The organism is Enterobacter sp. C6 (genome assembly GCF_008122455.1).
Classification (GTDB): Bacteria; Pseudomonadota; Gammaproteobacteria; order Enterobacterales; family Enterobacteriaceae; genus Enterobacter; species Enterobacter pseudoroggenkampii.
Genome location: NZ_QPFW01000149.1, coordinates 1 through 12,005 on the forward strand (window position 1 = coordinate 1; position 12,005 = coordinate 12,005).

13 protein-coding genes are annotated in these 12,005 nt (G+C 55.7%); 9 read left to right on the top strand and 4 right to left on the bottom strand.

The annotated features are described in order from the left end of the window. The 3 genes from DOU50_RS03370 to DOU50_RS03380 all read left to right on the top strand — a co-directional run. A partial coding sequence (locus DOU50_RS03370) for a peptide MFS transporter (RefSeq protein ID WP_148768815.1) occupies positions 1–943 on the top strand: 943 nt, incomplete at its 5' end. Between the two features lie 58 nt (positions 944–1,001). Then, entirely contained in the window at positions 1,002–2,036 is a 1,035-nt protein-coding gene (locus DOU50_RS03375) for a Gfo/Idh/MocA family oxidoreductase (protein WP_148768816.1), read from the top strand. Positions 2,037–2,086: 50 nt separating this feature from the next. Then, entirely contained in the window at positions 2,087–2,308 is a 222-nt protein-coding gene (locus tag DOU50_RS03380; protein ID WP_148768817.1) for a zinc ribbon domain-containing protein, read from the top strand. Here DOU50_RS03380 and DOU50_RS03385 read toward each other — a convergent pair. From DOU50_RS03385 to xseA, 3 genes are read right to left on the bottom strand one after another with little or no spacing between them, the layout of a single operon-like run. Then, positions 2,305–2,655 carry a protealysin inhibitor emfourin gene (locus DOU50_RS03385; protein WP_021241848.1) on the bottom strand — a complete coding sequence of 117 codons (351 nt, stop codon included), beginning with the start codon at positions 2,653–2,655 and terminating at the stop codon, positions 2,305–2,307. The genes DOU50_RS03380 and DOU50_RS03385 overlap by 4 nt on opposite strands. Then, positions 2,656–3,675, bottom strand: a complete 1,020-nt coding sequence (locus DOU50_RS03390; RefSeq protein WP_061714639.1) for a M4 family metallopeptidase — start codon at positions 3,673–3,675, stop codon at positions 2,656–2,658. It lies immediately after the preceding gene. A 58-nt stretch (positions 3,676–3,733) separates the two neighbouring features. Next, positions 3,734–5,107: an exodeoxyribonuclease VII large subunit gene (gene xseA / locus DOU50_RS03395; protein ID WP_148768818.1), complete on the bottom strand. Its 1,374-nt coding sequence runs from the start codon at positions 5,105–5,107 to the stop codon at positions 3,734–3,736. 159 nt (positions 5,108–5,266) lie between these two features. Here xseA and guaB point away from each other — a divergent pair, with 159 nt between their 5' ends. Further along, positions 5,267–6,733 (top strand): IMP dehydrogenase, encoded by a 1,467-nt coding sequence (guaB, locus tag DOU50_RS03400; RefSeq protein WP_008502128.1) that lies wholly within the window; start codon positions 5,267–5,269, stop codon positions 6,731–6,733. Positions 6,734–6,802: 69 nt separating this feature from the next. Then, complete coding sequence (gene guaA / locus DOU50_RS03405; protein ID WP_008502126.1) at positions 6,803–8,380, top strand: glutamine-hydrolyzing GMP synthase; 1,578 nt, start codon at positions 6,803–6,805, stop codon at positions 8,378–8,380. A gap of 146 nt (positions 8,381–8,526) precedes the next feature. Here guaA and DOU50_RS03410 read toward each other — a convergent pair whose 3' ends face one another. Beyond that, on the bottom strand, positions 8,527–8,745 hold the full coding sequence (locus tag DOU50_RS03410) for a hypothetical protein (RefSeq protein ID WP_024908662.1): 219 nt from the start codon (positions 8,743–8,745) through the stop codon (positions 8,527–8,529). A 234-nt stretch (positions 8,746–8,979) separates the two neighbouring features. On the opposite strand from DOU50_RS03410, the gene DOU50_RS03415 reads away from it, so the two are divergent. The 4 genes from DOU50_RS03415 (at position 8,980) to DOU50_RS03430 (ending at position 11,866) form a co-directional block, all read left to right on the top strand. Continuing rightward, entirely contained in the window at positions 8,980–9,465 is a 486-nt protein-coding gene (locus DOU50_RS03415; RefSeq protein ID WP_148768819.1) for a GNAT family N-acetyltransferase, read from the top strand. Between the two features lie 257 nt (positions 9,466–9,722). Further along, positions 9,723–10,085 carry a YcgJ family protein gene (locus DOU50_RS03420; RefSeq protein WP_322742057.1) on the top strand — a complete coding sequence of 121 codons (363 nt, stop codon included), beginning with the start codon at positions 9,723–9,725 and terminating at the stop codon, positions 10,083–10,085. Between the two features lie 204 nt (positions 10,086–10,289). Further along, positions 10,290–11,486, top strand: coding sequence for an NAD(P)/FAD-dependent oxidoreductase (locus DOU50_RS03425; RefSeq protein ID WP_148768820.1), 1,197 nt, complete (start codon positions 10,290–10,292; stop codon positions 11,484–11,486). After that, positions 11,486–11,866: a DUF1641 domain-containing protein gene (locus DOU50_RS03430; RefSeq protein WP_148768821.1), complete on the top strand. Its 381-nt coding sequence runs from the start codon at positions 11,486–11,488 to the stop codon at positions 11,864–11,866. The genes DOU50_RS03425 and DOU50_RS03430 overlap by 1 nt, the downstream gene beginning before the upstream one ends. Positions 11,867–12,005: the final 139 nt, after the last annotated feature.

Sequence of the window (12,005 nt, forward strand, 5' to 3'; positions counted from 1 at the left end):
CGTGTTTGCCGTTCCGGCCATGAAACGCTATGACGGCGAAGTTGGCCTCGACTCAACCTGGAACAGCCCGGTGGTGAAGCGTAACGGCGTGGGCGTTTGGCTGCTGGCGCTGGCGGCTGGCGTGGCAACGATCGTAACGCTGATTGCGCAGGGCGTGATTGTGATTAACCCGGTCGCGGTGGCCAGCGTGCTGGTCTACGTGATCGCGGCGTCCGTTGCCCTCTACTTCATTTATCTGTTTGTTTTTGCGGGTCTGAACCGTAAAGAGCGCGCCAGACTGCTGGTCTGCTTTATTCTGCTGATCTCCGCGGCGTTCTTCTGGTCCGCGTTTGAACAGAAGCCAACCTCATTCAACCTGTTTGCCAACGACTACACTAACCGCATGATCGGCGATTTTGAAATCCCGGCGGTGTGGTTCCAGTCAATCAACGCCCTGTTCATCATCCTGCTGGCACCGGTGTTCAGCTGGGCGTGGCCGAAGCTGGCGAGCATGAACATTCGCCCGAGCAGCATCACCAAGTTTGTTATCGGTATTTTGTGTGCCGCAGCAGGCTTTGGCCTGATGATGCTGGCGGCACAAAACGTGCTGAGCAACGGTGGGGCGGGCGTGTCGCCGTTCTGGCTGGTGGGCAGCATCCTGATGCTGACGCTCGGCGAACTGTGTCTGAGCCCGATTGGTCTGGCGACCATGACGCTGCTGGCGCCGGAGAGAATGCGCGGCCAGATGATGGGGCTGTGGTTCTGTGCGAGCGCGCTGGGTAACCTGGCGGCGGGCCTGATTGGCGGCCACGTGAAGGCCGACCAGCTGGATATGCTGCCGGATCTCTTTGCGCGCTGCTCCGTCGCGCTGCTGATTTGTGCCGCGGTACTGATCGTCCTCATTGTTCCGGTACGCCGCATGCTGGAAAATGCGCAGACTAAACCGGCAGCTAACGCCTCATAAACCTCGAGCTTGCCGGGGCGGCGTTATGCCCCGGCAATTTACTCAACGAGGTAAGAATATGCTGTTAGGGTTTGTGGGTCTTGGCGCAGTCGTTGAAACAGCTTACCTGCCCGCAATACGAAAATGCTTTGATAATCCCCCTCACTGTTTAGGCTTTGATATCCAGCCCGTAAAACAGCCAGAGGGGGTAACGCGCTGCGCCACACTGGCTGAACTCCTCTCCCAGCCGCTTGATACCCTGTTTATTACCACGGCGTCGCTGCACCATCTTGAGGTGCTTGAACACGCTCTCGCCTCATCGGTTTCCCGCATCGTAGTTGAAAAACCGATTGTCGCCACGCTGTCCCAAATCGAAAAGCTCAACGCGCTGCTGGCAAACCCCAACGTCGCATCCCGCGTGCTGGCGCTCGATCACTGGATGGCGCGCATCGAAACGGTGAAGCGGTCGCTGGTTGGCAATGTCTCTGACATCGTCAAAATCGACGGCTTTTTGCAGGAGCCGAGCGGAGTTAACGCCGCTGGGCAACCCATCGCGCTTAACTTTGCCACCGGCGAGCCGGACACCCGAACGCTTCGCCACCCGGACGGCGTGATTCTGGATATCGGTACGCACGTGCTGGCGATGCTGCGCGAAACGGTGCGTTATCTGGGCGGGAATGATGAGATGACGTTGCAGGTGGTGACGGCTAAAGACCGCCTGGGCCGCGATATCGCAAAAGGCGACCTGACCACGGCGGAGGGCGAGGCGCATCTGCAGGGCCGCATCAGCGGCGTGCCGGTGGATATCTGGCTTAATAAATATGCGGGACCCGCTGGCGGGCAAAAAGGCTTACGGCTCTGGTTGCGTGACGGGCGGACCATCAGTTACGACCGGCGCGGCGCTGAAGATGTACTGGAAATGATCGATGGCGACACGCGGCAATGCTGGACAATTCCCGGCACAATCTACGAGCACTGTCTTGCAGAGCAGATCCTGGGCGCCAACAGCCTGTTTGAACGGGATCCGCACGAGGTGAGCCGCACGACGCGCCGCCGAATCGAGGAAGTTGAGCTGCTGCTGACCTTGCAGCAACAGCTGCGTGGCCCGCACTGAACGCAACGTGGTAAAATTATCGCAGACCTCAACGCTTTGAAGGAGTCACCATGACGATTACCTGCCCGGATTGCCAGGCACCGCTTGAGCCCGTGAACGGGGTGGCACACTGCGAGAGCTGTAATAAGGATATTGCGCTTGAAGCCCGCTGCCCGGAGTGCCACCAGCCACTCCAGGTCTTAAAAGCCTGCGGGGCGGTGGACTACTTCTGCCAGAACGGCCACGGTCTTATCTCTAAAAAACGCGTGGAGTTTGTTCGGGCCGAAGGTTAATCGCACACGCAGCCTTCGCCTTTCTTCCACAGCTCGACCAGCGACTCGGGCGCTTCCTGCTCCGGTACCAGCACGATGATATCGGCGTAGTGCGCCTGATTTTGCCCGGTCCAGATAATCTGGATGCGGAAATAGCGCTGGTCGCCGCTGCCGGGTGACGAGGCCTGTCCCGGCGGCTGACCGCGCGGAAAGGCCTGCTCCAGGATGCTCACCAGACGCTGGCGCTGGGCCTCATTGAGCGAGGAAAGCGCGATGGTGCGCTGGCCGCTCAGCTTAGGAATATAAGCGACGCCGCCTTCCCGAGCCAGCTCAACCACGGCGTCATCCGTCAGTTCCGGAACCTGCATTTACAACACTCCCACCTGTTCCCAGGCTTGTTTAATGGCCGCCCCAACGTCGCCGCCGGAGCGTTTCTCTCCGTGCGCGATCGTCAGTTTTGCGAAGGCCTCAAAATCTGCATCCTGCGCCAGATTGCGATCGCAAACCGTGTCGTACCAGGCATAACCCGCTTTTTCCCAGGCGTAGCCGTCGATCGCCGTCGCGGCCAGATAAAATGCCCGGTTGGGGATGCCGGAGTTGAGATGAACGCCGCCGTTATCCTCGCGCGTTTTAATGAAATCTTTCATGTGCGCGGGCTGCGGGTCTTTGCCGAGCAGCGGATCGTTGTAGGCGGTGCCCGGTTCAGACATTGAGCGCAGCCCTTTGCCGTTGATACCTTTTGCCAGTAACCCCTCACCAATCAGCCAGTCCGCTTTATCGGCGGTTTGCTTCAGATGGTACTGCTTCACCAGCGAGCCAAACACGTCCGACAGCGACTCATTCAGCGCGCCCGACTGCTCAAAGTAGATAAGCCCGGCTTCGGTCTCGGTCACGCCGTGGCTCAGCTCGTGTGCCACCACGTCGATGGCGATGGTAAAGCGGTTAAATATTTCCCCGTCGCCGTCGCCAAATACCATCTGCTGACCGTTCCAGAAGGCGTTCTGATATTCCCGACCGTAGTGAACGGTGCCGGTTAAAATAAGCCCTTTGTTATCGAGCGAATTGCGCTGATATTCTTTCCAGAAGAAATCATGGGTAATACCCAAATAATCGTAAGCTTCATCCACCGCTACATCGCCGTTCGACGGCTGGCCTTCGTAACGCACCTGCGTACCCGGCAGCTCCTGGGTTTGCTTCGCGTCGTAAATATCGCGCTCCAGCTGTCCGGCTTTATTCACGTGCGGCGCGGCGGGTTTGCCGGGCATGTGGGCCATCAGCGTCTGGACGTGGGTTAAGGTCTGGCGGGCACAGCGCTGCTGCGGCTCGGAACCGCTTTCGATAATACGACGAAGAATATAAGGGGGAATCACGCTATAAAGATGGGACATGCTGCTCTCCTTATTAAAAAAGGGAATAGCAGCAGTATAGTAAGTAACCGGCGAAGAATTATCCGGTTTTACGCTGACGCGTCTTTTTCACCGGTTTAATTGATTTAACTTCGCTTTCTACCCAGCCGTCTGAAAGACGCGTCGTCAGCACATCGCCGGTATTTACCTGTTTGGTCTGCTTCAGCACCTTGCCGTCCGTCGCCGTCGTCACGCTATAGCCGCGCGCCAGCGTGGAGAGGGGGCTGACCGCTTCAAGGTGGGTCACCGCATTGCCAAATCGTTCGCGGGTGGTGCTCAGTCGGGCGCGGACAGTCTCTGCCAGACGATACTCCAGCTGCTGGATCCGCGTTTGCGCGCGATAAATTTTCGGCTGTGGGTTCTGCTGGTTAAGACGCTGCGTCACGCGCTGCTGGCGCGACACCGCGCGTTTAATCTGCGCGTCCATCGCCACGTTCATGCGCTGGCGCAGACGCTCCAGCACGGTCTGCTGACGCGCCAGACGCAGCTGCGGGTGCTGCTGCTGAAGACGGTGATGAAGCTGGGTAAAGCGGCGGGTACGGTTGGCAAGGAAGTAGTCCATCGCCATCTCAAGACGCTGCTGGCCGTTCTGAATCTGACGCAGCAGCTCCAGCTGGTTTCGGCTGACCACTTCCGCCGCCGCGGACGGCGTAGGCGCGCGCAGATCCGCGACAAAATCGGCAATCGTCACGTCCGTTTCGTGGCCGACGGCGCTCACCACGGGGATAAGGCTGGCAAAGATTGCCCGCGCCACGCGCTCGTCGTTGAAGCTCCACAGATCTTCCAGCGAGCCACCGCCGCGCCCGACGATTAATACGTCGCACTCCTGACGGGCGTTTGCCAGCTCAATGGCGCGCACAATCTGGCCCGGCGCATCGTCACCCTGCACGGCGGTCGGGTAAATGATGACGGGCAGGGAAGGGTCGCGACGCTTGAGTACGTGCAAAATATCGTGAAGCGCTGCACCGGTTTTCGAAGTAATGACCCCAACACAGTGGGCAGGTGAGGGCAGCGGTTTTTTGAACTGCTGGTCGAACAAACCTTCCTGAGAGAGTTTGGCTTTAAGCTGTTCGTACTTCTGCTGCAGCAGACCTTCACCCGCAGGCTGCATGCTCTCGACGATAATCTGATAGTCGCCGCGCGGCTCATACAGGGTGATATTGGCACGAACCAGAACCTGCTGGCCGTGCTGAGGACGGAACGTCACGCGACGGTTGCTGTTGCGGAACATCGCGCAGCGCACCTGGGCGGTGTCGTCTTTTAAGGTAAAGTACCAGTGTCCGGAGGAGGGCTGCGTAAAGTTAGAGATTTCACCGCTGATCCAGACCTGCCCCATTTCCTGCTCAAGCAGCAAACGCACCGTCTGATTCAGGCGGCTGACGGTATAAATTGAGGGGGATTGAGAGGATAACATGTGAGCGGGATCAAATTCTAAATCAGCAAGTTATTCAGTCGATAGTAACCTGCTGAGAGGTGAGCGCAAGCATTTTTTTTAAAAAAGTGTGGATGCAATCGGTTACGCTCTGTATAATGCCACGGCAATATTTAACCACCCAGGTCAGAGATATTGCCCATGCTACGTATCGCTAAAGAAGCACTGACGTTTGACGACGTCCTCCTCGTTCCCGCTCACTCCACCGTTCTGCCGAATACTGCCGATCTCAGCACGCAGTTGACGAAAACCATTCGCCTGAACATTCCTATGCTCTCTGCGGCAATGGACACCGTGACTGAAGCGCGCCTGGCTATTGCCCTGGCACAGGAAGGTGGCATTGGCTTTATTCACAAAAACATGTCTATCGAACGTCAGGCGGAAGAAGTTCGCCGCGTGAAGAAACATGAATCCGGCATCGTGTCCGATCCTCAGACCGTTCTGCCAACCACCACGCTGCACGAAGTGAAGGCCCTGACCGAACGTAACGGCTTCGCCGGTTACCCGGTTGTGACCGAGGAGAACGAACTGGTTGGTATCATCACCGGTCGTGACGTGCGTTTCGTGACTGACCTGAACCAGCCTGTCAGCGTGTACATGACGCCAAAAGAGCGTCTGGTCACCGTTCGCGAAGGTGAAACCCGCGACGTGGTGCTGGCAAAAATGCACGAAAAACGCGTTGAAAAAGCGCTGGTTGTTGACAGCAACTTCCACCTGCGCGGCATGATCACCGTTAAAGATTTCCAGAAAGCAGAACGCAAACCGAACGCCTGTAAAGACGAGCATGGCCGTCTGCGCGTTGGCGCTGCGGTAGGCGCAGGTGCTGGTAACGAAGAGCGCGTTGACGCGCTGGTTGCTGCGGGCGTTGACGTCCTGCTGATTGACTCCTCTCACGGCCACTCCGAAGGCGTTCTGCAGCGTATTCGCGACACCCGTGCCAAATACCCTGACCTGCAGATCATCGGCGGTAACGTGGCCACTGGCGCAGGCGCTCGCGCGCTGGCTGACGCTGGCTGCAGCGCGGTGAAAGTGGGTATCGGTCCTGGCTCTATCTGTACTACGCGTATCGTGACCGGCGTGGGCGTTCCACAGATCACCGCCGTGTCTGACGCGGTTGAAGCGCTGGAAGGAACCGGTATTCCGGTTATCGCTGATGGCGGTATCCGCTTCTCTGGCGACATCGCAAAAGCGATCGCCGCTGGCGCCGCTGCCGTGATGGTAGGCTCCATGCTGGCCGGTACCGAAGAATCCCCGGGTGAAATCGAACTCTACCAGGGCCGTTCTTACAAATCCTACCGCGGCATGGGCTCCCTGGGCGCGATGTCCAAAGGTTCCTCTGACCGTTACTTCCAGACCGATAACGCTGCTGACAAACTGGTGCCGGAAGGTATCGAAGGTCGCGTTGCCTATAAAGGCCGTCTGAAAGAGATCATCCACCAGCAGATGGGCGGCCTGCGCTCCTGTATGGGTCTGACCGGCTGTGGTACCATTGACCTGCTGCGTACTAAAGCGGAATTCGTACGCATCAGCGGTGCGGGTATCCAGGAGAGCCACGTTCACGACGTGACGATCACCAAAGAGTCCCCGAACTATCGTCTGGGCTCCTGATTTTTCTTCGCCCGACCTCGTGTCGGGCGATTTATTTCATCTGTTTCACTTGCCTCGGAATTAGCGTCAATGACGGAAAACATTCATAAACATCGCATTCTCATCCTGGACTTCGGTTCGCAGTACACTCAGCTGGTGGCGCGTCGCGTACGTGAACTGGGCGTTTACTGTGAACTGTGGGCGTGGGATGTCACGGAAGCACAGATTCGCGAATTCAATCCAAGCGGCATCATCCTGTCCGGCGGCCCGGAAAGCACCACCGAAGAGAACAGCCCGCGCGCGCCGCAGTACGTGTTCGAAGCTGGCGTGCCGGTATTCGGCGTTTGTTACGGCATGCAGACCATGGCCATGCAGCTGGGCGGCCACGTAGAAGGCTCCAGCGAGCGCGAGTTCGGCTATGCGCAGGTTGAAGTGGTTAACGACAGCGCGCTGGTGCGCGGTATCGAAGACTCCCTGACCGCAGACGGCAAACCGCTGCTGGACGTGTGGATGAGCCACGGCGACAAAGTCACCGCTATCCCGTCTGACTTCGTCACCGTTGCCAGCACCGAGAGCTGCCCGTTTGCCATCATGGCGAACGAAGAAAAACGCTTCTACGGCGTGCAGTTCCACCCGGAGGTGACCCACACCCGTCAGGGTATGCGTATGCTGGAGCGCTTCGTGCGCGACATCTGCCAGTGTGAAGCGCTGTGGACCCCGGCAAAAATCATCGACGACGCCGTTGAGCGTATCCGCCAGCAGGTTGGCGATGACAAAGTGATCCTCGGCCTCTCCGGCGGCGTGGACTCCTCCGTGACCGCGATGCTGCTGCACCGCGCCATCGGTAAAAACCTGACCTGCGTCTTTGTGGATAACGGCCTGCTGCGCCTGAACGAAGCCCAGCAGGTTATGGACATGTTTGGCGACCACTTCGGTCTGAACATCGTTCACGTGGAAGGCGAGCAGCGCTTCCTGGACGCGCTGAAAGGCGAGAACGATCCGGAAGCGAAACGTAAGATCATCGGCCGCGTGTTCGTGGAAGTGTTCGACGAAGAAGCGCTGAAGCTGGACGACGTGAAGTGGCTGGCGCAGGGTACCATCTACCCTGACGTGATTGAATCTGCCGCATCCGCTACCGGTAAAGCACACGTCATCAAATCTCACCACAACGTGGGCGGCCTGCCGAAAGAGATGAAGATGGGTCTGGTTGAACCGCTGCGCGAGCTGTTCAAAGACGAAGTGCGTAAGATCGGTCTGGAACTGGGTCTGCCGTACGACATGCTCTACCGTCACCCGTTCCCGGGCCCGGGTCTGGGCGTGCGCGTGCTGGGCGAAGTGAAGAAAGAGTACTGCGACCTGCTGCGTCGCGCGGATGCTATCTTCATCGAAGAGCTGCACAAAGCTGACCTGTACAACAAGGTAAGCCAGGCATTCACCGTGTTCCTGCCGGTTCGCTCCGTCGGCGTGATGGGCGATGGCCGCAAGTACGACTGGGTTGTTTCCCTGCGTGCGGTGGAAACCATCGACTTCATGACCGCGCACTGGGCGCACCTGCCGTATGACTTCTTAGGCCGCGTGTCTAACCGCATCATCAACGAAGTGAACGGTATTTCCCGCGTGGTGTATGACATCAGTGGTAAGCCACCGGCTACGATTGAGTGGGAATGATTTCCTAACAGGAAATGTCTGGTACTAACAGGTTCTAAATTATCTCTAAGCCCGCGGATTGCGGGCTTTTTTTTGGGCGGTGGCTGACAACACCATCTCAGGTGAGTGCCTGGAGCGGGCGCAACGTAATGCTATCCATTCAATCCTTATTCGATGCGTACCACATTTGGATGACGATCGGTTGCGGCTTCATGGAAAATGTCACCCAGCCAGTCGGCAATCTCGCCTTCAGTCATATCGTCTGGAATAGCGATGTCATAGAGTCGAGAAAACTTTCTCTCCGTCAGGTCAGCACGAAATACCAGCCACCGATCATGCTTACGTTGAACGCCAATATGCCGTCCAAAAACGTTATATATCAGCATATGCAATCTCCGATCATGCTAGTGAGTTCCTGTAGTTAAGATACCTACGTTAGATCAGGCCAGAGAGTAAATCGTACAAACATGAAAGGTCAGCGTCGCTCCTCGCTAAAAATGCTTTAATCAACTATGGAACAACTGCGTTATTTTAACAATTTGCGATAGAAACTTTATAGATATAGCTTTATTTCTTTTATATTAATTTTAAATTGATATATTTTGCTTAAGGAGGCATGCGTGAACATTACCATCTGCAAACCACACGAATATCCTGATTTAGTTGATATTTTTCTCGAGATGGAAAACTACTATAATCAGGAGCTTTGCTTGTCCAGGAATGACATGACCGCATATCTGAGGGATAAGGTCTTTGCCGTCGACTCTAATACCGAAGTTCACAAAGTGGTTTTTGATGGAGTAATAGCTGCGTTTTCATGTGTATCAGTGATGTACCCTTCACCACGTTTCAGCGGGCAAATGTTTATCAAAGAGCTTTTTGTTTCTGCACCTTTCAGAAGGACTGGAATTGGTAGAAAGCTGATGAGTTTTATAGCCTGTCGAGCACAAGAGCGGGGGTGTTTACAACTCGATTGGTTATCTGTTGCAGCAGACCCATTGGCGCAGAAGTTTTATGAGTCTCTCGGTGCTCAAGTTATCAAGAGTGTTAACTATCATCGGGTTTTTGGCACCAAAATAGATGAGCTTGCCCGTAGTGCCGGCTGAAGTACTGTGGGAAAGACATGCACTGTTGATAAAAATAGCATAACTGTAGATCCGTTCCTTGCTCACACTGGACCTAACCAGGATAGGGCCCTTACAATTGCCTCCGAGCCGAACTTTCGACAACTGTTAGGTCAACAAAAAGCCATACGGGGCATTTCCTGCTGAAACTCAGAACCCTCCAGGGTTGTTCACCCTCATGATGGTTCCACCGCGCCCGGTGCAAAGCCGACACTCATTAACCAACGGAGATTATCATCTTGAACAAGTCAATACTCGCATGCTCTGTGGCCGCGCTGCTGGCCGTGTCCGCCATGTCCGCCCAGGCCAGGACCCCCGCCAGGCTCAAGTCGCCAGTATCGGGCGTGCTCTGCGACCGCTATGTATGCGCCAATGACAAGGGATTATCCCGCGCGTTGACAGAGACCTATCTCGGTAAGAAGGCTGCTGCAAACGAGGTGTTCACGTCGAGCAATGTCGATCTGACCGAATTCACCTTTGCCAACGGTGTTTTCTGCGATGTGAAGGAGCGACTGTGCCGTGAAGATCGCTATTATGGCGCGAACGGACAGCGCTCAGGGGCGGTGTCTAAAAAGTACACAAAGCTGCTCTTTGGCGAATAATGGTAATGAAAAGAGACTACGTTATAGGGATATAAATTATATTTTGCAGTATATATTGTAAATAATGATGTGGTTATAAAAATTAAATTTCTAGTTAAAGGTTGTGTTGCGGAATATTGCTCTGTTACTACGCTTTAGCTGAGCGTAACAGTGAAGCGGTCTGGTTACGTGAATTCCCATTCACTACCATGAGCGAATAAAGGAATGAAAAACCGCATAATGATTGTCGGCGGCGGCACGGGAGGAACAATTGTCGCCAACCTTCTGGCCAGGAAATTACGACGTGAAATTGCTGCTGGTCAGGTAGAGCTGGTACTGATTTCCGAATCACCGGTGCACTACTACAAACCCGCCTTTATGTACGTCGCCTTTAACCTCTTCCATCACCATGAACTGGCCCGGCCTGAACGGCAATTACTGAGTCCGGAAATTCAATTTATTACCGACAGGATTGAATCTTTCGATTTTAAGCAACGTCGGCTGTACGGTGCCAGTAAGCGACATTACGACTGGGACCTGCTGGTTATTGCTACCGGCTGCACACCATTTACACAAAAAATCCCCGGCCTTGCCGACGCGGGCGATCATTTTTATCAATACGCGGCGGCCAGGCAATTAGCGCATAAGCTCGCCACCATCAAAAAGGGGCGAATATTTATTACCGTCTCTTTTCCTGAAACGCCGAATGTTCCCCACCAGTGCGGCATTGCCCCTATTGAAACCACGCTGATGGTTGACGACTATCTGCGCCAGCGTGGGGTGCGTAATCAGGTTGAGATTGTTTATACCTATCCGACCGTCGCGCAATTATTGCGAAACTGTCTGTTCCTGCAGCGTCCGGTGGGGGAGGCGCTGGGCGATATTTTTGCTGCCAAAGGAATACAGCATCAGCGCGGTTTTACCTTAAGCCATGTCGATCCTGACAGCAAAATTGCCTATTCCACCGAGGGCGATTCACAGAATTTCGACATCCTGATGGCAACGCCTCCCATCAGGGCGGTTGAAGCGGTGCGTAATACGGGACTGAGTGAGGTTCAGAACGGTGAAGGCTGGCTGCCGACGGATCACCAGACGCTCGGCGTCTACGGCTTAGAAGGCGTGTATGTGATCGGCGATACCGTTGACCTGCCGATCAGTAAAGCGGGAGGGTCGTGCCACAACCAGGCGCCCATCATTGCTGACAACATTGTGGCGGAGCTGTACGGCAGACCGCCCGGAAGCGGTAACCATTATGATGGACGGGTTCAGGCCGTCGCGCAGATGGGGCTCTGGGCCGGCATGCCGTTGGTATATGACTATCGCAATGACGTGACCCCCACGCCTGCGACAAAACTCGGCGGCATGCTGCGAAACGGTTTTAACCGTGGACTGTATTGGGGCGTCGTGAGGGGGATGTTCTGATGAGTGACCAGGAACAGTTACTAAAAAGCCTTGCCCCGCTTATGGCGGGCAATCGCCTGAATAATCTGGTTGATCTGCTTGCCGTCGTCGCAGACCTGCTGGAAATGGCCGATAGCGCGATGGTCGAAAAACTGGCTGGCGTTTTTGAAGATGTCGTGACCGTCGGCTGGGAAGGGGGAACCGCGCTACGCATGGCGTGGGGAGAGCAAATTAACCGGGAAGGGGATATCTCGCTTCGGCAGGTGTTCACTATGCTTAACGACCCTGATACCCGCCGCGGCATTATGCTTTTATTGCGGGTGTTACAGATTACGGGGCAACGTCTGAATTCCCTCTCTTCCGTCAGTTATTCTGATTGCCCCGAGTTAAGGAGCCGTTAATGTCTGGCTGATGCTCTTCAGGCGGTCGGGTATCGGCTATGCCTTACCCGGCCCACCAAAGTGCATTGGGGGCTATTTCTCCCCGCTCCCCAGTCGATATGCCAGCGCCACCACCAGCGACTGCACCAGGCACAGCGTC

Coding starts and splice junctions, on each gene's coding strand:
- DOU50_RS03375 (WP_148768816.1), top strand. CDS start 1,002: ATGCTGTTAGGGTTTGTGGGTCTTGGCGCAGTCGTTGAAACAGCTTAC.
- DOU50_RS03380 (WP_148768817.1), top strand. CDS start 2,087: ATGACGATTACCTGCCCGGATTGCCAGGCACCGCTTGAGCCCGTGAAC.
- DOU50_RS03385 (WP_021241848.1), bottom strand. CDS start 2,655: ATGCAGGTTCCGGAACTGACGGATGACGCCGTGGTTGAGCTGGCTCGG.
- DOU50_RS03390 (WP_061714639.1), bottom strand. CDS start 3,675: ATGTCCCATCTTTATAGCGTGATTCCCCCTTATATTCTTCGTCGTATT.
- xseA (WP_148768818.1), bottom strand. CDS start 5,107: ATGTTATCCTCTCAATCCCCCTCAATTTATACCGTCAGCCGCCTGAAT.
- guaB (WP_008502128.1), top strand. CDS start 5,267: ATGCTACGTATCGCTAAAGAAGCACTGACGTTTGACGACGTCCTCCTC.
- guaA (WP_008502126.1), top strand. CDS start 6,803: ATGACGGAAAACATTCATAAACATCGCATTCTCATCCTGGACTTCGGT.
- DOU50_RS03410 (WP_024908662.1), bottom strand. CDS start 8,745: ATGCTGATATATAACGTTTTTGGACGGCATATTGGCGTTCAACGTAAG.
- DOU50_RS03425 (WP_148768820.1), top strand. CDS start 10,290: ATGAAAAACCGCATAATGATTGTCGGCGGCGGCACGGGAGGAACAATT.
- DOU50_RS03430 (WP_148768821.1), top strand. CDS start 11,486: ATGAGTGACCAGGAACAGTTACTAAAAAGCCTTGCCCCGCTTATGGCG.